At 44.5% G+C, this 22927-nt stretch carries 20 protein-coding genes; 8 read left to right on the top strand and 12 right to left on the bottom strand.

The features are described from left to right. Nucleotides 1-44: 44 nt before the first annotated feature. Nucleotides 45-872, bottom strand: a complete 828-nt coding sequence (locus tag ASG93_RS02825; protein ID WP_056828602.1) for a LysR family transcriptional regulator — start codon at nucleotides 870-872, stop codon at nucleotides 45-47. A 117-nt stretch (nucleotides 873-989) separates the two neighbouring features. On the opposite strand from ASG93_RS02825, the gene ASG93_RS02820 reads away from it, so the two are divergent. The 7 genes from ASG93_RS02820 to cydS all read left to right on the top strand — a co-directional run bounded on the left by ASG93_RS02820 (nucleotide 990) and on the right by cydS (nucleotide 8847). Next, nucleotides 990-2222 (top strand): cysteine desulfurase, encoded by a 1233-nt coding sequence (locus ASG93_RS02820; RefSeq protein ID WP_056828599.1) that lies wholly within the window; start codon nucleotides 990-992, stop codon nucleotides 2220-2222. A 228-nt stretch (nucleotides 2223-2450) separates the two neighbouring features. Continuing rightward, nucleotides 2451-3887 (top strand): PLP-dependent aminotransferase family protein, encoded by a 1437-nt coding sequence (locus ASG93_RS02815; protein ID WP_056828597.1) that lies wholly within the window; start codon nucleotides 2451-2453, stop codon nucleotides 3885-3887. A 157-nt stretch (nucleotides 3888-4044) separates the two neighbouring features. Beyond that, nucleotides 4045-4614, top strand: a complete 570-nt coding sequence (locus tag ASG93_RS02810) for a TetR/AcrR family transcriptional regulator (RefSeq protein WP_056828595.1) — start codon at nucleotides 4045-4047, stop codon at nucleotides 4612-4614. A 62-nt stretch (nucleotides 4615-4676) separates the two neighbouring features. Then, entirely contained in the window at nucleotides 4677-6053 is a 1377-nt protein-coding gene (locus tag ASG93_RS02805) for an MFS transporter (RefSeq protein WP_056828593.1), read from the top strand. A 312-nt stretch (nucleotides 6054-6365) separates the two neighbouring features. Then, nucleotides 6366-7709, top strand: a complete 1344-nt coding sequence (locus tag ASG93_RS02800; protein ID WP_056828591.1) for a cytochrome ubiquinol oxidase subunit I — start codon at nucleotides 6366-6368, stop codon at nucleotides 7707-7709. Continuing rightward, nucleotides 7706-8737, top strand: a complete 1032-nt coding sequence (locus ASG93_RS02795; protein ID WP_056828589.1) for a cytochrome d ubiquinol oxidase subunit II — start codon at nucleotides 7706-7708, stop codon at nucleotides 8735-8737. Before ASG93_RS02800 ends, ASG93_RS02795 begins: the two co-directional genes overlap by 4 nt. A 5-nt stretch (nucleotides 8738-8742) precedes the next feature. Continuing rightward, a complete protein-coding gene (cydS, locus tag ASG93_RS37045) occupies nucleotides 8743-8847 on the top strand; it encodes a cytochrome bd oxidase small subunit CydS (protein WP_414858833.1) in 105 nt (34 codons plus the stop codon). Nucleotides 8848-9109: 262 nt separating this feature from the next. Here the strand turns inward: cydS and ASG93_RS33770 are convergent, their stop codons facing one another. The 5 genes from ASG93_RS33770 to ASG93_RS02775 all read right to left on the bottom strand — a co-directional run bounded on the left by ASG93_RS33770 (nucleotide 9110) and on the right by ASG93_RS02775 (nucleotide 15050). Beyond that, nucleotides 9110-9259 (bottom strand): aspartyl-phosphate phosphatase Spo0E family protein, encoded by a 150-nt coding sequence (locus ASG93_RS33770; RefSeq protein WP_082614665.1) that lies wholly within the window; start codon nucleotides 9257-9259, stop codon nucleotides 9110-9112. A 679-nt stretch (nucleotides 9260-9938) separates the two neighbouring features. Next, complete coding sequence (locus ASG93_RS02790) at nucleotides 9939-10448, bottom strand: SRPBCC domain-containing protein (protein WP_056828587.1); 510 nt, start codon at nucleotides 10446-10448, stop codon at nucleotides 9939-9941. 24 nt (nucleotides 10449-10472) lie between these two features. After that, complete coding sequence (locus ASG93_RS02785) at nucleotides 10473-10796, bottom strand: ArsR/SmtB family transcription factor (protein ID WP_056829286.1); 324 nt, start codon at nucleotides 10794-10796, stop codon at nucleotides 10473-10475. Between the two features lie 661 nt (nucleotides 10797-11457). Then, on the bottom strand, nucleotides 11458-13179 hold the full coding sequence (cysI, locus tag ASG93_RS02780) for an assimilatory sulfite reductase (NADPH) hemoprotein subunit (protein WP_056828585.1): 1722 nt from the start codon (nucleotides 13177-13179) through the stop codon (nucleotides 11458-11460). A gap of 38 nt (nucleotides 13180-13217) precedes the next feature. Then, nucleotides 13218-15050: an assimilatory sulfite reductase (NADPH) flavoprotein subunit gene (locus ASG93_RS02775; RefSeq protein WP_056828583.1), complete on the bottom strand. Its 1833-nt coding sequence runs from the start codon at nucleotides 15048-15050 to the stop codon at nucleotides 13218-13220. 243 nt (nucleotides 15051-15293) lie between these two features. Here ASG93_RS02775 and ASG93_RS02770 point away from each other — a divergent pair, with 243 nt between their 5' ends. Continuing rightward, entirely contained in the window at nucleotides 15294-15485 is a 192-nt protein-coding gene (locus ASG93_RS02770; protein WP_056828581.1) for a hypothetical protein, read from the top strand. Between the two features lie 94 nt (nucleotides 15486-15579). On the opposite strand, the gene ASG93_RS02765 is transcribed toward ASG93_RS02770, so the two are convergent. The 6 genes from ASG93_RS02765 to ASG93_RS02745 all read right to left on the bottom strand — a co-directional run bounded on the left by ASG93_RS02765 (nucleotide 15580) and on the right by ASG93_RS02745 (nucleotide 22660). Further along, complete coding sequence (locus ASG93_RS02765) at nucleotides 15580-16380, bottom strand: pyruvate, water dikinase regulatory protein (protein WP_047679976.1); 801 nt, start codon at nucleotides 16378-16380, stop codon at nucleotides 15580-15582. A 13-nt stretch (nucleotides 16381-16393) separates the two neighbouring features. Beyond that, a complete protein-coding gene (locus ASG93_RS02760; protein WP_056828579.1) occupies nucleotides 16394-17002 on the bottom strand; it encodes a helix-turn-helix transcriptional regulator in 609 nt (202 codons plus the stop codon). Nucleotides 17003-17082: 80 nt separating this feature from the next. After that, entirely contained in the window at nucleotides 17083-19764 is a 2682-nt protein-coding gene (ppdK, locus tag ASG93_RS02755) for a pyruvate, phosphate dikinase (RefSeq protein WP_056828577.1), read from the bottom strand. Continuing rightward, the gene (locus tag ASG93_RS33765; protein ID WP_082614664.1) at nucleotides 19764-19940 is read right to left on the bottom strand and encodes a GapA-binding peptide SR1P; all 177 of its coding nucleotides are present in this window, start codon (nucleotides 19938-19940) and stop codon (nucleotides 19764-19766) included. Before ASG93_RS33765 ends, ppdK begins: the two co-directional genes overlap by 1 nt. Further along, nucleotides 19919-20974, bottom strand: coding sequence for a type I glyceraldehyde-3-phosphate dehydrogenase (gap, locus tag ASG93_RS02750; protein ID WP_056828575.1), 1056 nt, complete (start codon nucleotides 20972-20974; stop codon nucleotides 19919-19921). The genes ASG93_RS33765 and gap overlap by 22 nt, the downstream gene beginning before the upstream one ends. A 783-nt stretch (nucleotides 20975-21757) precedes the next feature. Further along, nucleotides 21758-22660, bottom strand: coding sequence for an NAD(P)/FAD-dependent oxidoreductase (locus ASG93_RS02745; RefSeq protein WP_056828573.1), 903 nt, complete (start codon nucleotides 22658-22660; stop codon nucleotides 21758-21760). Nucleotides 22661-22927 lie beyond the last annotated feature (267 nt).

The raw sequence follows: 22927 nt of genomic DNA, 5'->3' as shown, positions 1-22927 counted from the left end.
TTTCGAGATTTCTTCCCCAACCAATCCCGCCATTCTTGCTTGTCTCATCCGTCCTCTCCATTCCTTAAATGATTCAAGAAATACCAAACGCTGTTGGACAGACGCTCGGCAGGCCGTGTAATAACACTCGCTACGACGGGTATTGGAGTGAACGTTGTCCATGGCTGCAGCCTCCCATAAGATAGCTCAAAACCGGCTGCTGATTCCAGGATCACTCCGTACCCCATTCCCTGAATCACAAATTGTTTAACGGTCTCGGTGGAGTCGAGATGCATGATCTCCATATCCCATGTATCGCTTATAGGTAAGGATTCAATATCACGAGGAACGATCATCTTTCGGCTATGGAATGACAACGAAGGTTGAATACCTATCAATCGCTCCTGAGCAAATGGCGTGACTCGAAATGAAAAATGGTCATCTGGCGGCTGCAGCGTCATTCCGATATCAATGCTGCCCATTCTGACTAATCGCTCAATTTCCTCATCCGTTCTTGTTTGCAGTTCTACGGTGATATCGGAATAGGTTTGAGTAAACGAATACATGATTTTCGGTAACAAATAAGTGGCGACTACCTGGGAGGCGGCTACAATGATTTTGCCTCGGTTCCCTAGGCGATATTCCTCCATGGCCCGATAAATCTGCCCTTCCAAGGACAGCATGGTCTCTGCATATTCCATCAGAGTAAGTCCTGCATCCGTCACAGCGATATCCCGGCCAACCACCGTAAACAGGGGAACTCCTACTTCCTGCTCTAAACGCTTAAGCCGCATGGAAATCGCAGGTTGGCTCACATAGGTTTCCTTGGCAACTTGAGTAATGCTCCCCTTTTTAATAACTTGCATGAACAAGGACAAGTGTTTCGTATTCATAAGCGCCCCCAAATATATATAAGTAAAATATTATGATTACATAATTTTAATAGTATTTGTATTATAGATCAAATCATGTCATTCTATAGTCAATCTTTGAAGGGAAGTGTTTTCTCCATGAATATCCAAGAAATAAGAGACCAATTTCCGATTTTAAAGCAGCAAGTAAATGGACATCCTCTGGTGTATTTAGATAGTTCAGCCACATCTCAGAAGCCCTATGCTGTCATTGAAGCTTTACGGGATTATTATACGAATTACAACTCCAATGTTCATCGCGGTGCACATACATTAGGTTCATTAGCTACAGATGCATTTGAAAATGCCAGGGAAAAAGTCAAATCGTTTATCCATGCCAAGGAGTCGGCTGAGATCGTGTTTACTCGCGGAACTACCGCTTCATTAAATCTAGTCGCCCAATGTTATGTGAAAGAGTTTCTTCAAGAAGGCGATGAAATCTTAATCACCTTAATGGAGCATCACAGCAATCTCATCCCATGGCAGCAAGCAGCTAAAAAAACGGGCGCAACGCTTCGCTATATTCCCATCCAACCTGATGGCACCATTCGCTTAGAGGATGTGGAAGAAGCTATCACTTCGAAAACTAAGTTCGTATCCATAACCCACGTTTCCAACGTCATGGGAACTATTCATCCTGTAAAGCAGATTGCGGAACTTGCCCACCGTCACGGGGCCGTGATTTGCGTTGATGCAGCTCAAAGCGCACCGCATCTTCAGTTAGATGTTCAAGATTTGGATTGTGACTTTATGGCCATTTCCGGTCATAAAATGGCGGGCCCTACCGGCATCGGTGTTCTGTATGGCAAGAAAGTCCTCTTGGAAAAAATGGCGCCTTATGAATATGGCGGAGAAATGATCGATCACGTGGACTTATATGAATCTACTTGGAAGGATCTTCCTTGGAAGTTTGAAGGCGGAACGCCGAATATTGCAGGGGCAATCGGGCTAGGTGCCGCAATAGATTTCCTACAACAAATCGGGTTAACTAACATTCGTCTGCATGAGAATCAACTGGTCAGCTATGCATTGGAGCAGCTTTCACAGATTGAAGAAATTTCGATCTATGGCCCTAGACAGCCCGAACTAAGAAGCGGCTTAGTCACTTTCAATGTATCAGATGTGCATCCCCATGATCTCGCAACCGTTCTGGATTCGGAAGGAATTGCTATTCGAGCAGGTCATCACTGCTGCCAGCCTTTGATGAGATGGCTTAACGTTTCATCCACAGCACGTGCAAGCTTTTATCTTTACAACACGGTAGAAGATATTGATGCTCTTGTGAAGGGCTTGAAGCGGGCGATATCTTATTTCAACTACGTATCTCAGTGATGACAATGTGATGGAATAAAGGGTTCTCCACAGCTAAAAGCTTGGAATATTTTCCAATTATTCTGTGAATAATAACCAGACCCTTGCTTCATTCTTGCCCATTTTATCCCCACCATTATGAAAAGATTAGCGAGTTTGTCAAATATTCTACTCGAGAGTTCAACAACGAATTCATGAACTATATTATACTATGGAATAAATTGATATTTCTCTAAGATGGTGGTATACATGCGCAAACCTGACCGAACGAGTAAAAAACCTCTCTATCAACAGATCTCAGATGAGATGGAGAGGAGTATTATACATGGCGAATATCCGCCCGGAAGTTTCTTGCCTTCTGAACGTAAGCTAGCCGAACGACTGGAAGTAAACCGAAGCACGGTCATACAGGCTTATGAGGAATTACGTGCAAGAGGAATAGTGGAAAGTATCAGCGGAAGCGGTACCATGGTCAGCAACCATATTTGGGGTATTAGGCCCAATTTAACACCCAATTGGCGTCAATATGTGGAAGGCGGCACATTTGCTCCCAACCTTCCCTATATCCGTCGAGTCCGTGAGGTTCTACGTGAAAGGGAATCGATCATTGACTTTGCTAGTGGCGAGTTATCTGCAGACTTATTCCCCAATGAGTCGATTAAGCAATTAATGAGGAACATTCCTTTCGAAGCGTACTTAGGATATGACGATCCGAGTGGGTATTTGCCGCTTAGAGAGACGCTTGTGGGTTTTCTGGAGGAAAGATTACGTATTCGAGCGACGGAAGCTTCCATCCTTATCACTTCCGGCTCACAGCAATCTCTTTATTTGATTATGCAATGTTTGTTAGCTCCTGGGGATGCGGTTGCGATTGAAGATCCGTCCTATTACTATTCTTTGTCCATGTTCCAATCTGCCGGGCTTCGCATTTATCGCTTACCCGTGAAAGAAAATGGCATCGATCCCGAAGACATTATGACTTTGTACCGCCAACATCGCATACGTATGATTTTTTTGAATCCGAACTATCAGAACCCAACTGGGACGATCCTTCATTCATCTAAAAGAGAGTCCTTGCTGAAGATCGCTGCTGAACTCGGTATACCCATCGTAGAAGATGATCCGTTCAGCCTTACTTCCTTTGATCATTCTCCTCCTGATACGTTGAAGTCTATCGATACTCACGGTTCCGTTCTCTATGTCGGTTCCTTATCCAAAGTTGCAGCTTCAGGATTACGGATCGGTTGGTTGGTAGCTCCACAGGCTGTCGTACAACGATTAGCTGATGCTCGCCAGCAGATGGACTTTGGCCTAAGCATTGTCCCGCAGTGGCTTGCTAATAAATTTCTGGGATCGGAATTGTTTGATCAACATACGCATTTCCTAAGAGACTCCCTTTCTCTGAAGCAGCATCTCATGATCCGATCCCTTCAACAAGAGTTACCCGATCAACTCAGCTTTACCCCAGCTCGAGGAGGTCTTAATCTATGGTGCAAGATGAAGGACAAGGTTGACGATCAGAAGTTATTGGAGGAAGCGATCAAACGAGGAGTTGTGTTTATGCCAGGAACCGTATTTGGCTCTGAGCCCGGATATCTTAGATTAAGCTTTGCTCGTCCCTCTATGGATAAGATCGCTCCTGGCATCTCCAAATTAGCTCAGGCCTTTCATGCATTAACACAGTAATGTGAATAGAATTGTGGAAGCTGCCCTTCGCTATTTAAATCGGAAGGGCAGCTTATTGTTTGACTAAAAAATTTGTGCTTCCAGTCCTTGACATTGCAACATGACACTAATACAATAATAATGTAAGTAAGTACTTGCATTAAAGAAGGGTAGATCAATGAGCAACAATCCAAGTACAAGTGATAAACTTCTGTTAGCCACAATCAATCTCATGGCAGAAAAAGGTTATGATGGTACGACGACCAAGGAAATCGCTGCGGCGGCCGGAGTGAACGAAGTCACATTATTTCGCCATTTCGGCACGAAAGAGAAGCTGCTTACGGCTGCCTTCAATCGTTATCATTATGCCTTAGAGATGACAAGGCTTTTTAACGAATCTCTGACAGGCGAGCTGCATGAGGACCTTCTTATCATCAGTCGAAAGTATCATAATCTCATGAATCGGAATAGAAAACTGTTTCAGATCATTCAAAAAGGAAGCAGCAGCCTCCCTCCAGAAGTATATCAGGAGGCCCACCGCCATCCTCAGGAACTTAAGAAGCTTATAACGAATTATTTGGTTTCCATGTCGGAGCAAGGTAAAGTGATCAGTTCAAAACCTGATATCCACGCATATGCTTTCATGTTGATGAATAATGGTGCGTTCAATAGCAGCATGTCCCCCGTAGATTTGGACGAATTTATCGAAGAAAGCGTACGGTTATTCGCTAGGGCATTAACTCCCTAGCTTTTTTATAAATTAAATGCAAGTATGTGCTTGCATTCATACCCAAAAAGGAGAGATGAATCATGAATTCTGAAACCATGCTGCAAAAAGGCCCTATCTTAATGCGATTATTGATGTTTACCGTTATGATGTCATCGATGAGCGCCTTAATGTTTAACATTGTGCTTCCGCAAATCAGCGAGGAGTTTCATCTTACCCTTGCTCAGGTGAGTTGGCTGTCATCCGCCTATACGCTTATCTACGCGTTTGGAACTGTGACTTATGGGAAATTGGCGGACAGATTCCAACTGAAGAGCCTACTGACGTTCGGAATGACGTTGTTTGCGGCGGGTTCACTTATGGGACTCGTTTCCCAAACCTTCTGGTTCGCACTTCTTGGAAGATGCCTGCAATCTGCGGGGGCTGCGGCTATTCCGGCCATTGCGCTGATTATCCCTGTACGTTATTTTGCGCCTGAGAAGAGAGGCTCCGCATTAAGCATGACAGCCGTCGGGCTTGCGCTCGGAAGCGCTCTTGCGCCAGTTTTTTCCGCTACTATCGTCAGCTTTGTGAATTGGAGATGGCTGTTTCTGCCTTCCCTATTGATTTTGTTACTGCTGCCGTTGTATCGAAAATATCTCGAGCATGAAGAGAAACAAGCTCCGCGTAAATTCGATTGGCTTGGCGGAAGCTTGCTCGCCGCATCCATTGCCCTGCTTCTGCTAGGGGTCACGAATCGAACCTGGTGGTATTTGGTTGTCGGTTTAGCGACCTTAATCCTCTTCATCGTTCGAATTCGTACCGTCGAAGACCCCTTTATCCAACCTCGATTGTTTCGTAACAAGAAGTATACCATAGCAATAACGCTGACGTTTCTCATAAGTGGCATAGGCGTTTCCTTGTACTTCTTAACCCCGATTCTGTTTTCACAAGTTTATCATCTTGGTTCGAATTGGATCGGTTTCGCCATGGTCCCTGCGGCAGCAGCCTCCGCCCTTCTGGGGCGAAAAGGCGGAAAACTGGCGGATCTGAAGGGCAATTCCTATCTATTCTCTGTTGCATCCGGTTCTTTAATTTTTTGTTTTGTCTTATTGTCCATCTTTACAGGCATCTCGCCGCTATGGATTTCATTCTTTTTGATATTCGGAAACGTAGGCCAATCTTTCTTGCAAATTGCCATGTCCAATTCCATTTCAAGATCATTGCCCAAAGATCAGATTGGAGTTGGTATGGGACTTTTCTCGATGGTCAGTTTTATTGCTCAAGGAATAGCTGCAGGCGTTTACGGAATTGTTGCCGCACAGGGTTCATCCATGCATTGGAATCCATTAAATGTCGATCCGAACAGTTACCTATTCAGTAATTTTTATCTCATTCTTGCCGCATTGCATGTGGGGATCTTGCTCTTCTACCACGTGCAATTCCGAACCAAGAATGCAAGTGTTGCAATCGAACACTGAACATATTAGTGACATAATATCGGCTTCCATAGGAATTCGAACGAAAAACCCTCAGGCATATTGCCTGAGGGTTTTCATCTTACTCAGAGTAAAATTTCATTATATTGGCATTCTAATAGGGTGTAACCATTCATTCTGACCCGTACAGTAGGTGAATCAAATAGATAAGTACAAAAAGCAAGAGAAATGGTTAATATGGCTCTGCATCCTTATTGCTTCTCTCATGCTTCTTTCCTGGCTCCGACAAATGTTCGCAAATTCGCACTAACTGATATCCCAAGCAATTTTAAGTTGAAAAGGAGTACATCACATATGTCCTATGATCCCGTGCTTTACAGCCGAATGCTCACAGAGCTCACATTCGCCTTCCATATTATCTTCGCTACCGTAGGTGTCGGTATTCCCATCATGATCGCATTCGCCGAATGGACTGGCATTAAACGAAACGATCCTTACTACATACTTCTTGCGCGGCGTTGGGCCCGCGGCTTCGTCATAACCGTCGCTGTTGGTGTTGTCACTGGAACCGCGATAGGTCTACAGCTGAGCCTGCTGTGGCCGAGCTTTATGCGTGTTGCCGGCCAAGCGATTGCTTTGCCTTTGTTTATGGAGACCTTCGCCTTTTTCTTTGAAGCTATCTTCTTAGGCATCTATCTATACACTTGGGATCGCTTCCGCAAGCCTATCACTCATTTCCTGCTCAGCATTCCGGTCATGCTCGGATCTTCAGCGTCTGCTTTTTTTATCACTACTGTTAACGCGTTTATGAATACCCCGCAGGGTTTTAAGCTAGAGAACGGCTCCATTACAAACATTCAGCCGCTTATAGCTATGTTCAATCCCGCTACCCCAACGAAGGTAGCACATGTGCTTTCTTCGGCTTATATGACAAGCTCCTTCGTCCTTGCGGCGATTGCCGGCGCTGCTTTGCTTAAGAAGCGCGATTCGCTTTATCACCGCAAAGCGCTCAAGCTAACGATGGTCGCTGCTCTTATTTTTTCAATGTCAACTGCACTGATTGGAGATCTCTCCGGGAAATTTTTGGCTAAATACCAACCCGAGAAGCTGGCTGCCGCTGAATGGCATTTTGAAACGGCTAAACAGGTGCCGCTTGTTCTAGGTGGGATTTTAACAGAAGATCATCAGATTAAATACGGGTTTAAAATCCCATTCGCCCTAAGCATTCTAGCTCACGATAACCCGAATTCGGTCGTTCAGGGCTTAAATGAAACACCTGTTGATGAGCGGCCCCCTCTTATTGTTCATTATTACTTTGATTCGATGGTCACGATAGGCATCTTCCTTACGGTACTTTCTATGCTAACTGTTTGGATGGTTTACAAATTAAAAAGTATCCAATATCCAAGTTGGGTGTTGAGGTTGATCATCCTTTCAGGCCCCCTTGCCATTTTGGGGATTGAATTGGGTTGGATTTATGCGGAGGTAGGCAGACAGCCTTGGATCCTTCGAGGTTATATGAAGACCGTCCATGGAGCGACCACCTCCACACATGTGGATCTGATGCTCCTTTTGTTCTGCATCCTATATGTAGCGATTGGGTTAACTTTGGTCAAAGTGCTTAGGAAAATGTTCACGAACAGCGATGTACAAGATGAACTCAAGAGCAGAGGCATTGAAGGGGGACCTACACAGTGAAGTATGAGTTAATTGGCATTACGGTCTTATGGATATTTCTGTACGGCTATTTGATCGTTGCTTCCATTGATTTCGGGGCAGGCTTCTTCAGTTATTACTCCTACGCTACCGGAAAAAAACATCTGGTTGAAAACATCATCAAACGTTACCTATCACCCGTATGGGAGGTTACGAATGTTTTCCTTGTTTTCTTCTTTGTCGGTATAGTCGGCTTTTTTCCAGATAGCTCGTATTACTTTGGAACAGCCCTTTTGGTGCCTGGCAGCATCGCGATTGTTCTACTTGCCATACGCGGCTCTTATTATGCTTTTAGTATTTATGGACAAATGCAAAAACAAAGCCACTTGTATACCTTTTTATATGGAGCTACCGGCCTCCTCATTCCTGCTTCCTTATCTACCGTCCTGACGATATCAGAGGGTGGCTATATGACAGAGGAGAATGGCAAGGTTATTTTACACTTTGGCAAGCTCTTCACAAGCTCTTATTCCTGGTCGGTCGTGCTCCTTGCACTTGTCAGCGTACTTTACATTTCTGCGATGTTTCTTTCCTACTATGCCAACAAAGCGCAGGACTATGAAGCACTTGAAATCGTCCGGGGATACGCACTAGGTTGGAGTCCGCCAACAATCGTGTGCAGTATATTTGTTTTTTTCGCTATTCGCTGGCACAATCCGGAGCATTTCCAGGCTATGCTTGATCTGTCTTGGATGTTCATTGCTTCCTTACTATGCTTCATAGCTGCCGTCTATCTGGTTTATAAACGAAAAAGCTTTGGCTGGGCATTTATTCTTGTCATGCTGCAATTCGCTTTTGCTATCTTCGGATATGGAGCTTCCCACTTGCCGTATATCCTTTATCCGTTCATTACCATTCACCAAAATTTCACGAACGATGCGATGGCTATCTCCCTAATTGTCGTTTTCCTTGCAGGACTATGTCTGCTTATTCCATCACTTGTTTTACTAATGCGACTGTTCCTGTTCGACGCTGAATATGTGCGAGGGAATCCCACCAAGAAAGGGTGATAAGGATGGAATTTTTTCTGCTTATGATTGCGCCTTTGCTGCTTGTGGCTTTTTCAATCGGAATTTTGTTCATGATGTTCTCTAGAGGGCAGGATAGGTTTCCCGAATAACCCATTTGAATAACTACGAAGCTGGAGGAAGGTGAAACGGCGTTTCTTCTGTTCTTGGATGCTTTTCCTTCCACCAACACCAATACCAACATCAACACCAACACCAACACCAACACCAACACCAACACCAACACCAACACTAACACTAACACTAACACTAACACTAACACTAACACTAACACCAAAAGTCTAATAGATTTTAAATAACAAAAAAAGGATATACATATGCATATCCCCTGACCCATTCTCTATGTAAGTAATATTATTTTAACTCTTGAAAGTTAACAATATATTCATCTAATTTTTGACTAAGATCTACTACTTTCTCGTGCGTTAAACTTCCATGTAAATATGCTTCTTCGATCATTTCAGTACGCAATGCTTCGATTTTTTCTAATAATAGTAGTTCCATATCAGATATTCACACCAATTCTGTTCAATAATGGTTTGTATAATACCTATTATAAAACAGGATGCTGAAAAAGGTAATGATTGGCTCGATAAACTTTATGACAAATTTGTGAAATATTATTTCAACATTTAATAAAATTTCTGTTTTTTTGCAACTTCATGTCATTTGCTGATGATAGTTATCTAACAAGATCGAACATGGTTGTATGGAACGACAAAGTTGTATTTCAAACAACAATAAGCAACCTAAACTGCGTTATTCACGCGATAATTGTGAAATATATCCAGTTAAAGTCGCTTTATTGCCTATAAAAAGGCTCAATTATTTCAGGAAGAGTGCCCCACTGGTTAAAATGCAAACTGAGACGATGTTTTTCATCGCTAAAGTTACGTATGAGTGATTATGAGTAAATGTAACGATGAAAAACATCGTAACAGTCGCAAGAAGAATGCCTAACTGGCTAAAATGCAAGCTAAGACGATGTTTTTCCTCGTTAAAGTTGCGTGTGAGCGATTACGAGTGAGTGTAACGATGAAAAACATCGCTACACTCGCAAGAAGAGTGCCTAACTGGTTAAAATGCAAACATCGCTACACTTACTCAGATTACATCGTTATACCCACTAACTCCGAAAAAAACAAGCCGCCGGCTCTATGCCGAACGGCCTCGTGATAAGAGATTATTGAATGGATTGCAGATGCTCGGAAAGACGATCATAAGTTTCAGTAATTCCTTGCTCCATCCCCATCTCCATGACGGCTTTGAGCGCTTCAGCAGATTCGTATTGTGCGCGGTTGATAAGCTTGGTCTTGCCTTCATGCTCTACAAAAGTCATCGTTATCTGAGACGATGGCATACCCTCATTTTCATTCCCTTCGGCATCCGAGAAGTAATCGACGTAAGCGATTTTCTCCGCCTCAACGATTTCCCCATAGACTGCTTTCCCCCAAGATTCATATCCGTAGAAATCTCCTTGATTCGGATCGATACACTTCATGCAGTAATGCCAGATACCACCTGAACGAAAATCGACGTTGCAAACCGTAAGCGTCCAACCGCGAGGTCCCCACCAATGCTTCAGGTGTTCAGCTTCGGTGAATGCTTTGAATACAAGCTCGCGCGGCGCGTTAAAAACACGCTCCAAAATTAGTACCTGACCTTCTACCTTAGTAGTCATTTGATTTGACATTGAAAATCCTCCTAAAATTTGGTTTTATTTATTTTCTTTGTTTCTCAGCTTCTGAAGGTAATTCTTCAGAGCATCAAGTCGTTCATCCCAGACACTGCGGTAGGTTTCAAGCCAAGTGTCCAGTTCTTGAAATGGTTCCAATCGCAGTTTGTAGTTCCGGCGATTGGCGACTGCCTGCACCTCGACTAGTCCGGCCTCCAATAGTACACGTAGATGCTTCGAGGCTTGAGGCTGGCGAAGCCCAAGACCATCGGCGATATCCCCTACAGTCAAGGGACCTTCTAACAAGAGCTCAACAATGCGTAAACGGTTGGGTTCGGCCAGTGCGATAAATGTTGTATTATCCATGATGATGATTTCTAGTTCCAGTTCCAGTTCCAGTTCCAGTTCCAGTTCCAGTTCCAGTTCCAGTTCCAGTTCCACTTCTAGTCAAGTCAGGCCACCTCGTTTCGTTAACAAGTTATTTAACTTCTAATAACAATATACCCTAATTGGAATATTCCTGTCAAGGAATATTCGAAATTAATTTAGTACTCGAACCATCTACTTTATTTGGTGTAAAATCAGGAATTACTAAAAACAGATGAAAACAATAACCGAATGCTCCGGAAATGAATTTCCGGAGCATTCGGCGTGTACTTCACGACCTGATAAATAGATAATTCACTTAAAGTTATGCAAAATTACAATAGGATTTTTTGAAAGAAGCACTACCGTGCTCTAGCATCCGGTCACGACGAATCAGACGACCTTGCGCACAATTTTTGTGCGCTAGCGTCCGGTCGCGACCGATCCGACGACCTTGCGCACAATTTTTGTGCGCTAGTATACCTTCTCTCTCTACTACCAAATTTACCAAAATAATTAGAAAGGGAGATCCTCATGCTCTACCTCGAAACTTATACTTTCTGGCGTATCTACACAAAAAAAAGAAGTGCGTCTAAGTGACACACTTCTTCGCATTTCCGATAATTTCCGGAAACATATTTAAAATGGGTTAAACCAGATTTTATGAATGAAAATCTTGTCCGGAACGAACTTCTTTGACATAGCCGGCGCGAATGACAAAATCGCCAAAATGCTCGTTTTCTTGCCGTTCCTTCGCATATTGATTCACAATCGGTCGCAGCGACTCCAGTATTTCCACTTCACCGATGTTTTCCTTATACAGCTTGTTCAGTCGATTTCCGGAATGCCCACCGCCCAAATACATGTTGTATTTGCCAGGTGCCTTACCAATGAACGCGATTTCCGCCAGCATTGGACGGGCGCATCCGTTCGGACAACCGGTCATGCGGATAATGATCTCTTTATCACTCAACCCGGCTTCTTCCAACATCGGCTCGATTTTATCCATTAATTCTGGAAGGTAACGCTCCGCTTCAGCCATCGCCATGCCGCAAGTCGGCAGAGACACACAGGCCATAGAGCTTCTGCGCAATGCGGAGTACTGAAGTCCATCCGTAAGACCATATTCTTTGATCAGCTCTTCGATCTTTTTCTTCTTCTGAGTGCTCACATTACCGATCACCAGATTCTGGTTCGCCGTAAGTCTGAAGTCCCCGTTATGCACTTTGGCAATTTCACGAAGCCCGGTCATCAGCAGGTAGTTATCTTCGTCTTTCACACGACCGTTTTGGATAAACAGGTTGAAATGCCATTTCCCGTTGCTACCCTTCACCCAGCCATAGCGATCTCCATTATGATCAAAATGATATGGACGCGCTGCTTCCAGCTTCCAGCCTAAACGAGCGGTTAGTTCACCAACGAACCAATCAATGCCGCGGTCATCAATCGTATATTTAAAACGAGCATGTTTTCGCACAGAGCGATCACCATAATCACGTTGAATCGTAACCGTCTTCTCTGCCAAATCAATCATCTGATCCGGCGTGATGAATCCAATCACTTGAGCTACTTGCGGGTAAGTCAACGGATCGCCATGGCTCATCCCCATGCCGCCACCTACAGATACATTGAAGCCTTTCAGACGTCCATCTTCAACAATAGCAATGAAACCCAAATCCTGTGAGAAGACATCCACATCATTGGAAGGTGGTACCGCAATACCGATTTTGAACTTACGCGGCAAATACACCTTTCCATAGATCGGCTCTTGTTCAACGCCGTCTTGACTGTCCACTACTTTTTCGCCGTCAAGCCAGATCTCGTGATAGGCTTTGGTCTGTGGATCAAGATGGTTGCTAACGCGGCTTGCCCATTCGTATACTTCAGCATGAACTTCCGACTGGTAAGGATTCGGATTACACATGACGTTACGGTTAACGTCACCGCACGCAGCCAGCGTACTTAACAACGAATCATTCACTTCACGGATCGTCTTCTTCAAATTCCACTTCAACACACCGTGAAGCTGGAAAGATTGACGCGTCGTCAGACGGATCGTTCCGTTTGCATACTTCTGTGCGACCTGATCCATCATCAACCATTGCTCTGGTGTAACGATTCCGCCAGCGGCACGCACACGAAGCATGAACTGATAAGCCGGCTCCAGCTTCTGCTTTTGCCGTTCATTGCGCAGATCCCTGTCGTCCTGCATATAGCTTCCGTGAAACTTCATCAAACGGTTATCATCCTCAGGGATGGACCCCGTAATTGCATCTTTCAGCGTATCTTCGAGACTCCCACGCAAGTAATTGGTTCTAGTTTTAATGTGCTCGACTTCGCTGTGCGGCGCACTGTTCTTTGAAAGTAAATTATTTTCTGACATATTGGCCTTTCTCCTCTCGCGATCTTTGGGATCTGAACTTAGTAAACATCCCTCTGATAACGTTTTTGCTGTTGCATACGGGTCAAATACTCCGCTGCTTCTTCCGGGCTAAATCCGCCCTCTTGCTCAATAATTGTTGCCAGAGTGGCATGAACGTCGTGTGCCATTTTCTTTTCGTCACCACATACGTACACGCTTGCACCTTCTTGAAGCCATTTATAGAGCTCAGCGCTCTTCTCAAGCATCCTATGCTGGACATATACTTTCTGGTCGGTATCACGGGAGAACGCAACATCCATACGGGTCAACACGCCATCCTTAAGCCATTTCTGCCATTCAACCTGATAAAGGAAATCTGTGGAGAAATGCTGATCACCATAGAAGAGCCATGATTTGCCTTCGGCCCCAGTCTCTTCTCTTTCTCCGAGAAAGGCTCTGAACGGAGCGACGCCCGTGCCAGGTCCGATCATAATGATCGGTGTATCCGGGTTCTCGGGAAGCTTGAAGTTCGGGTTGTTTTGAATGTAAACTGGCAGCGTTTCGCCGGATGTGATTCGCTCAGCCAGTTGCACGGAGCACACGCCGTAACGTTCTCTTCCTCGGGCTTCATAACGAACCGTGCGGACGGTAACATGAACTTCATCCGGGAAAGCCTTGGAACTGCTTGCGATTGAGTAAAGTCGAGCAGGCATTTTCCGAAGGATCGCTACGAATTCGCCTGCAGGTACGCCCTTAAGGGAGTAATCCTGCACCAAATCTAATAAATCCCGCCCACTGATGTATGCTTTAAGATCTTGCTCACGTCCTGCAGCCAACAATTCTTGCAGCCCATTGCTTGAAGTAAGCTTTGCCACTTGCTCCATTAACGGCTTCGTCAGTACCGTAATTTCAAAATTACGAAGCAGTGCCTCGCGCAATGAACGTTTCTCGCCGTTCTTATTAATTGTAACTTGCTCTTCGGCTTTCCAACCCATGGCTTCGATCAATTCGTCCACAAGGCGAGGGTGGTTCTCCGGATAGATGCCTAAGCAGTCACCAGGTTCATATTGAAGATTGGCTCCCTCAAGGGAGATCTCAACGTGGCGGGTTTCGCGGTCCGATCCACGGCCATTCAGATTCAAGTTCTCAAGAACCTCAGCTTGGAACGGATTTGTTCTCGAATATTCGGATTCAGTACCGCTTTCAACAGCCGCTGAGGCACCACTTACAACAGTTGAGACCGCTGAAGCTTCACTTAAAGAGTCTAATACGGAACTCATCCACTCTTCAGCCGGCTCATCGAAATCCACGTCACAGTCAACGCGCGGCGCAAGGCGTTTGCCGCCCAGCTCTTCCAAACGTTTGTCGAAATCTTTACCAGTTTGGCAGAATAGCTCGTAAGAAGTATCTCCAAGTGAAAGCACGGAAAACCGCAGATCTGTAAGTTTAGGAGCTCTCTTGCTATGAAGAAACTCATGGAAGGAAATCGCGTTATCCGGTGGATCTCCTTCTCCGTGGGTACTCACTAGAACAAGCAAGTTTTGAACCTTTTTCAAGTTATTAGGTTTGAAGTCTGCCATCGAGGAGAGCGTTACCTGAAAACCTTGCTCTTCAAGCTTTTTGGACATTTTCTTCGCTAACCCTTGAGATTTACCCGTCTGTGATCCGAAGAGTACAGTCACCTCTTTAGAGATTACCGGCGCATTCGCCGCCAAAGTTGCTAAGGGAGCCACAGGCGCTGCACCCGGAGTCGTCACAACTGCTGACCCCTGAATTGCCGCAAGATACCCGTTCAGCCAGATTCGTTGTGTTTCCGTTAGTGTAGGAAGTAATCGATTAAGCAATTCTACTTGTTCCTGATTAAAAGGACTGTTTGTTACTTGAAGTACCAAGAATATCCACCTCTCATAGCCTGCAATGATAGTAATTCCTATTATACATTTTTCGCATTATTTTCACTCTCTTGAAACTATCATGTATGTCGAAATTGGTCAATTAGAATGATCTTATGTGATCTATCAGTAATATTGATAAAGGGATAAAAACCTTTTACCGGATGTTAAAAGTATAGACCGATATTAACAGTCATAGACGAATATTATAGGATACAGGATCTAAACAAAGGAGCTTCACTAATGAGATTTGTTACAGAAACGAGATTAAAACGATTGGAAGAATTGATCCAATTGATTCCTGAATACGACGAAAGAAGCCACGCTCTTCATCTATTGAATTCGATTCGTACAGATATCGATGATAACTATGCGGAAATTGAAAAACCGATCAGTTTAAGCGGCTTGAAACGACGGCCTAACGACCGGAAATAAAATAGCAAAAAAAAAAAAAAAAACGAGCCTCTAGAATCGCTTCTAAAGTTCGTTATCGTTTAAGTAATTCTATAATTAAACCAGTATTCCGCGGTTACATGGCGTCCAGTATAATACCCGCCGTTTCCTCTATTGCTTTTTCAGTAACATCGATCACTGTACATCCAAGCTGCTTATACAATCCGAATGCATACTCCAGCTCTTCCGCCACTCTTTCTAATGCTGAATACTTAGCGCCAAAAGGCAGCCCAACAGCTTTCAGCCGTTCTGTACGGATCTTCACAAGCTGCTCAGCGCTCATCGTCAATCCGATCATTTTGCTTTTGTTAAGTGTAAACAACCCTTGCGGCGGCTTTACTTCCGGCACTAATGGATAGTTAGCTACTTTGTACCCTTTATGTGCTAAATAAATACTTAGCGGTGTTTTCGACGTCCTTGAAACACCTAGTAGAACAATATGAGCTTGTTTTAAAGCGCTCGTGTCTTTTCCGTCATCGCTTTTAACCGCAAACTCGATCGCTTCGACCCGCTTATAATATTCTTCGTCCATTTGGTGCAGTAACCCTGCTTTCCTTTTGGGAGAATCATTAAAAGTATCAATGAATGCCTGCATAACAGGACCAAGGATGTCTATGCTGGTCACGTTCAAGCGAATCGCTTCTTGACGCATCATCTCTCTTAATTCCGGAAGAACGAGCGTGTAAACAACAAAACTGCCAAGTCTGGAAGCTTCCTCCATCATACTTCGGATTTCTTCCTCCGTACGCATCGTTCCAAAACGTCTAACATGAACTTGACTAGCGTTAAACTGACGAATTGTCGCTTGAACTACCGTGTTTGCGGTTTCCCCAACCGAGTCCGAACAAACGAATATCGTATGGACTTTCTCCTCCACCCGTGAATACCTCCTAATTCGCAGCTAGTTCCAACATTAATTTGGTCATGGTTGTTTTCGTGATTCGTCCAATAACGGCATACTGGTCTTGTTCAGGTTCCAAACTCACAACGGGCAGGCTATCAACTTGATGATGAATCATTTTTCGTGCGGCATCAATGACGTGGTCCTCCGGACTTACGGTAACGATGTTCGGGTGTCTCGTCATCACAAGACTAATCGGCATGGAAGGAGCACTCGCATTGCCTAATGTTACCTTTAACAAATCTTTTCTAGAGACAATGCCAACTAATGCCCGATTACTGCTCACAATCATCAGGGTACCCACATTCTCAAGAAACAGAGAGACGACGGCATCATTCACCGTAGCTGTTTCTTGAAGAACGACAGGTAAGCCCATCACATCTTTCACATAAATGCCATCAAGCTTTTTGTACGAAGATTCTTCACGCTCCAGCGTTTTGCCGAGAAAATAACCAACCTTCGGCTTCGCATCCAAATAACCTAGCATAACTAGCAGAGCAAGGTCGGAACGAATGGTAGGACGGGCGATTCCGAGCATTTCTGCTAGGTTTTCGCCGGTAATTGGCGCATGTTTTTTTACGCGTTCTATGATTTCCATTTGACGGGATGTAAGTTCTATCGTATTTCCCTCCCTGAACTTTCATGTTCATCCCAATTTTAACCTATTTTCTCGCAGTATCAAATGGCTTGGGCTACTTTTTGTTCACCGGGAACACCATGCTTGATGAACGCTTGCGCCGCTGCTATTCGAGCCAAAGGAATTCGGTATGGGGAACAGCTAACATAATCCAATCCGGTCAAGTGACAAAAGAAAATCGACTCTTTATCTCCGCCATGTTCCCCGCAAATGCCCGTTTTGAGTGACGGCTTAACGAGCCTCCCCGCATTCACGGCTAAGTCAATCAATTGTCCGACGCCTTCCGTGTCAAGCACTTGAAACGGATTATGGGGCAGCAGCTTCTGATCGACATAGTGGGATAGAAATTTACCCTCCGCATCGTCGCGGCTATAACCATACGTCATTTGTGTCAAGTCATTGGTGCCAAAAGAGAAGAAATCGGCATAAGCGACTATTTGGCGCGCAGTCAGAGCCGCTCGCGGAACCTCAATCATAGTCCCGACCTTGTACGGACAATCTCTCAGTTTATCTTTCCCCAGCACTTGTTCCGCAACAAAATCAACAAGCTCCCTCAAAATTTTCAGTTCATTGGCATGGCCCACGAGTGGAATCATGATTTCTGGAAGAACTCGGATACCTCTCTCGATACAACCTGAAGCTGCACGGAAGATGGCCTCTATCTGCATATCATAAATCTCCGGATAGACAATTCCTAATCTGCAGCCCCGCTGTCCTAGCATTGGGTTAGCCTCATGGAGAGCTTGCACTTTGCGGAGAAGGTGAGCGTTCTCATCTCTTTCTATGTCTGACCCACCATTACCAAAAGTCAGCTCCGCATGTCTCTTTTGCAGATCTTCGAGGTTGGGCAAAAACTCATGCAAAGGCGGATCCAGCAACCGAATCGTTACGGGGAGACCATCCATTTCCTCGAACATGCCTTCAAAATCTGACTTCTGCATGGGAAGCAGCTGTGCAAGAGCCTTCAAGCGTTCCTCTTTGTCATCCGCGAGGATCATACGTTGAACAACAGGCAGACGAGTTGGCGAGAAAAACATATGCTCTGTTCGGCATAAACCGATCCCTTGAGCTCCCAGCTGTCTGGCAATTTTCGCATCTTCCGGATTATCTGCATTCGCGTATACTTTCAGCGTACGAATCTCATCCGCCCACTTCAGCATAACGAGAAGCTCATCCGTCATTCTGGCTTCCCGCAATGGCATTGCACCGACAATAACGCGTCCGGTTGCGCCATCTAACGTAATCCAATCGCCTTCTTCTACGACTCTGCTTCCCGCCAACATCCGCTTCTCATCCAGCACAATTCGAACTTCTTCGCAGCCGCACACGCAAGGTTTACCCATTCCTCTTGCCACAACAGCGGCATGGCTCGTCATCCCTCCGCGGCTCGTGAGCACACCTTCCGATGCAATCACGCCATGAATATCTTCGGGTGTTGTTTCGTTTCTTGCCAGAATGACCGTCTTGCCGGCACGGTTCCATTCTGCAGCTGTGTCAGCATCAAACACAAGCTGACCAACCGCTGCGCCAGGCGAAGCCGGAAGTCCTTTGGCCAACACATCCTTTACAGCCTCTTCATTGATACCTCTATGCAGCAGCTGATCAAGATGCGACACTTCGATGCGCTCAACGGCTTCCTGCTTAGTCAATAATCCTTCATGGACTAAATCGACGGCAATCTTTAGCGCAGCTTGGGCATTTCGTTTCCCGTTACGCGTTTGCAGCAGGTATAGCTTATTATTTTCCACCGTAAATTCAATATCCTGCATATCTTTGTAATGCTTCTCTAACTGTTTGGATGCCTGGAACAACTGCTCATAAATCAGAGGCATTTCGCTTTGCAGCGCGGCGATCGCCAGCGGTGTTCTGATGCCTGCAACGACATCTTCCCCCTGTGCATTAATCAGGTATTCACCAAAAAATGTATTCTCACCCGTGGATGGGTTTCTCGTAAAGACAACCCCTGTGCCGCAGCTGCTGCCCATATTGCCAAATACCATGCTCTGAATGTTCACAGCTGTCCCTTGCTCATCAGGAATCCGATTTATTTTGCGGTAAATCTGAGCTCTTTGATTGTTCCATGACTTGAATACGGCCTCAACAGCTAATCGCAACTGCTCATAGACATGCTGAGGAAAAGCTTGGCCTGTTTTAGCCAGAATGCACGCTTTGTAATCTTCAATAAGACGCTTCCAACCGCCAGCTGTAACATCCTGATCTTGATGGACGCCCTCTTTCTCTTTTAAACGGTGCAGCAGCTGCTCGAAATGGTAGGCTTCAATGCCAAGGACCACGTTTCCAAACATCTGCATTAAACGACGGTAGCAATCGTAAGCGAACTTTTCATTGTTTGTTAGCGCTGCCAACCCTTGAACAGTTAAGTCGTTGAGACCTAGATTCAAAATGGTATCCATCATACCCGGCATCGAAGACACAGAACCGGATCGTACGGAAACAAGAAGTGGATTGTTGGCATCTCCGAACGTTTGTCCCTTTTGTTTCTCTAACTGCTTGAGAGCTTCTGCAATTTGTTCAAGCAATCCCTCTGAGATCCGATTACCAACCTTAAAAAAAGCTAAGCAGGCCTCTGTTGTAATGGTGAAACCCGGTGGTACAGGAAGCCCAGCACGAGTCATCTCAGCGAGATTGGCCCCCTTTCCTCCCAATAAAGCTTTCATTGAAGCATTTCCCTCCTGAAAGGGTACCACTTGTTTCTGAATCATCACTTGTTAGCCTCCTTATTTTTTTCGAGACATTGGGCTGAATTACACAAGCCATAGAATTTTTTGTATCCGTCCGTAGGTAACGTTGCAATCACTTCATTACATGATTTACAAATGATAACACCAAGATCATACCGATGAATGGCCGCCATTGTTACATGGTTTGTGTTAGACATTTCGTTTCCTCCTTTAGTTGTGTGCTTTCAGCACGTGACATATGAGCTACTAAATCAATAACTCGGTTTGTGTAACCCCATTCGTTGTCATACCAGGCCAGCAGCTTAATTTGGTTTTCGAACGTCATAATGCTAAGACCGTCGATGATGGCAGATTTCTCATTACCTATATAATCCGCAGAAACAAGCGGCAATTCATTGTAGTCAACAAACGTTCCTATTAGCCCGGCAATCGCCTTCTTGATGGCGGACTTCACATCATCAACGCTAACTTTACGGCCGACCACTACTTGAAGATCTAACAGAGAAACATCTTGTGTTGGTACGCGAACGGAGACGCCTTGAATTTGCGATGCGAGATGAGGAATCACATCGATTAGAGCTTTTCCCACGCCAGTCGAAGTCGGAATAATCGAATTTGTACATGCCCTTGCGCGTCGAAGATCTTTATGCGGGTTATCCATATGATTTTGATCATTCGTAAAAGCATGTACCGTTGTCATCCAACCCTGTTTGACTGAAAACGCTTCATCTAGAATATGTAGAACTGGTGCGATACAGTTGGTTGTACAGGAAGCTGCAGATACCAAACGATGCTGCTTCGGATCATAATTCTTTTCATTCACTCCCATGACGACCGTGAGGTCCATGTTCGTCCCTGGTGCAGTAATCAAAACCTTCTTGGCTCCAGCAAATAAATGTCGTTCAGCGCCATGCCGATGATTGAACTTTCCAGTTGCATCCACAACCAATTGGGCACCATAATCCTCCCACGGCAATAAATCAGGTTCTCTTTCACAAATGACGGAAATCAGCTTTCCGTTAATCTTCATTAAGTTGTCATTTAACACATCAATTTTCGCATCCCAAGTGCCATGAACCGAGTCATATTTCAACAAATGGGCTAATACATGAATGGGGCTTGTTGAGTTGATCACATTGACTTCAAACTCCTGCTGTTTGTCGGACAATGCTTTTCTCAGACATAGCCTCCCGATTCTACCTGTACCACTAATTCCAACTCGCATCTCCATCCTCCAATTCGTTAATACGTTATTTAGTATGTCATAAATGTATCACAAGGTTATATAATGTACAATATATATTTTAAAGTTCACAGAAATATCATTATTCGCCCTTATAATAGCGCTTTATATTTATATATGACGTCATATATGTCGTCATACTTAAGGCATAAGAAATCTGATCAACTCCAACTCTGTGGAGTAATTTCGGACATATACGCTGCTAATCTGCGGATCATAGGGAACGAGGAGCCGTTATTTCGGGGATTATGCCAATACGGGGCCGATACGCGGAACGTGTGGCCGCTATTTTGCCGTTTTCCCGGTTTTTACACCACAAATGCGGGAAATAGAGGCTCCTCGTTCCGCGAAAATCTGGTGATTCCAGGTGCGGGTTGAGTTTGAGATATAGATAAAAGAACTATGAATGCGGCTTGCCTGTGATTGGGCCATGTGATGGATGTGCTCCTTTATTGGAGTATATAGTAGAAAGTTGAGTGCGAGGGCAGGTAGATCATCAAGAATATGTTCACAGGTGGGTGAACATTAATATTTTGGCTACTTGCAGAAGAAGAGGCTATATTGGAGAATCGATACGGAAATAGACGGTTGAGCGGTTTACGGTTAGGGGACTGGTGTGACCACATAAGAAAGCGGTTTTCGGAAACAGAAAACTTATACTTTCTGTGGTTAAAAAACCGCCATACGACGGTTAGTCATATGGCGGTACTTAAACATGACTGAAAAACAATACGATTTTTAGGTGTCACCCAATCGCCGAACTAAAAACGGTCATGAGATGAATTCCTCCATCAAATCCATATTCACACCAACAGCCGATTTGCTGCCGTCGGCCGCAGCATAAATTAATTGCGAAGGCATGAAATACGACGCATCTCCGGCGGCAAATAAACCCGTGACCGAACTTCTTCCAAACTCATCCGTCTTAATTCCACCTAATTCCGTCATTTCGCAGCCCAAGCTTTCTCCAAATGTTGCTTTTGGCACAAATTTAGGGGTAACGAATCCACCGGCTCTCAGGATATGAGTACCATCTGTAAATCGGACCTGTTCAAGCAATCCATTTTGACCGATAAAGGCCGTAATTGGTTGTTCCATGACCTTAATTCCCTTCGATTCAAGCCATTCTTTTTGCTGATCCGACAATGATGCATGACCGTTCGTGCATAGTACCACGTCCTTACTCCAATTGAGAAGAAGTTTAGCCGTATGGAAAGCAGTCGGAAACTCGGAGACAACAACAAGCGGTTGATCCCGAAGCTCCCAGCCGTCACAGTAGGGACAATTAAACAAACTTTTCCCATATAACGGATAAAAACCTTCGATCTCGGGAAAAATTTCCTTTACACCCGTGGCCAAAATCAGTTTTCGCGATTGAACGCTAAAACCAGATAAAGTGAACATCTCAAATCCATATTCGGTCTTGTTAACAGAAGTAACCTCGGTTCGCCATTGATTAACTGACGGATAACGCAGCACTTCTTCATAGGCAATACGTCTGAATTCGGCCGGTGCCATGCCATCTCGCGTAATAAATCCATGAGAAGCGTGCGTTACGGCATTTCTAGGCTGATTATTGTCAATCAAGGCCACGCTTCTCCTTGCTCTGCCTAATACCAGTGCTGCATTCAAACCCGCTGGTCCACCGCCAATAATGGCACAATCATAAATCATGATGATCATCTCCTATTCAAAATTATAATTAGGTCATAATAGATTCTTAATATCTATAATAGCTTTACAAAAATGACTTAGCTCAAACTTGTATTTACTTTGTGAGCCAAATCAATCAAAATCTCTCTTATTACAGACTTAATATATCTATAATATCTACTTATTAAATATGTGTCAAGATATGCCTCTCTCGTCAAAATGACTTGATCAAACAGAATTATTCGGAATATGGACGATGGATTTTGGGTAGAAATGGAAAGAGGGAAC

It is taken from the genome of Paenibacillus sp. Soil787, from assembly GCF_001429545.1.
GTDB lineage: Bacteria > Bacillota > Bacilli > Paenibacillales > NBRC-103111 > Paenibacillus_E.
Note: the sequence above shows the minus strand (reverse complement) of the source record. Positions and strands in the feature narration are given on the sequence as shown.

Coding starts and splice junctions, on each gene's coding strand:
- ASG93_RS02825 (WP_056828602.1), bottom strand. CDS start 872: ATGAATACGAAACACTTGTCCTTGTTCATGCAAGTTATTAAAAAGGGG.
- ASG93_RS02820 (WP_056828599.1), top strand. CDS start 990: ATGAATATCCAAGAAATAAGAGACCAATTTCCGATTTTAAAGCAGCAA.
- ASG93_RS02815 (WP_056828597.1), top strand. CDS start 2,451: ATGCGCAAACCTGACCGAACGAGTAAAAAACCTCTCTATCAACAGATC.
- ASG93_RS02810 (WP_056828595.1), top strand. CDS start 4,045: ATGAGCAACAATCCAAGTACAAGTGATAAACTTCTGTTAGCCACAATC.
- ASG93_RS02805 (WP_056828593.1), top strand. CDS start 4,677: ATGAATTCTGAAACCATGCTGCAAAAAGGCCCTATCTTAATGCGATTA.
- ASG93_RS02800 (WP_056828591.1), top strand. CDS start 6,366: ATGTCCTATGATCCCGTGCTTTACAGCCGAATGCTCACAGAGCTCACA.
- cydS (WP_414858833.1), top strand. CDS start 8,743: ATGGAATTTTTTCTGCTTATGATTGCGCCTTTGCTGCTTGTGGCTTTT.
- ASG93_RS33770 (WP_082614665.1), bottom strand. CDS start 9,259: ATGGAACTACTATTATTAGAAAAAATCGAAGCATTGCGTACTGAAATG.
- ASG93_RS02790 (WP_056828587.1), bottom strand. CDS start 10,448: ATGTCAAATCAAATGACTACTAAGGTAGAAGGTCAGGTACTAATTTTG.
- ASG93_RS02785 (WP_056829286.1), bottom strand. CDS start 10,796: ATGGATAATACAACATTTATCGCACTGGCCGAACCCAACCGTTTACGC.
- cysI (WP_056828585.1), bottom strand. CDS start 13,179: ATGTCAGAAAATAATTTACTTTCAAAGAACAGTGCGCCGCACAGCGAA.
- ASG93_RS02770 (WP_056828581.1), top strand. CDS start 15,294: ATGAGATTTGTTACAGAAACGAGATTAAAACGATTGGAAGAATTGATC.
- ASG93_RS02760 (WP_056828579.1), bottom strand. CDS start 17,002: ATGGAAATCATAGAACGCGTAAAAAAACATGCGCCAATTACCGGCGAA.
- ppdK (WP_056828577.1), bottom strand. CDS start 19,764: ATGATTCAGAAACAAGTGGTACCCTTTCAGGAGGGAAATGCTTCAATG.
- ASG93_RS33765 (WP_082614664.1), bottom strand. CDS start 19,940: ATGTCTAACACAAACCATGTAACAATGGCGGCCATTCATCGGTATGAT.
- gap (WP_056828575.1), bottom strand. CDS start 20,974: ATGGAGATGCGAGTTGGAATTAGTGGTACAGGTAGAATCGGGAGGCTA.
- ASG93_RS02745 (WP_056828573.1), bottom strand. CDS start 22,660: ATGATTTATGATTGTGCCATTATTGGCGGTGGACCAGCGGGTTTGAAT.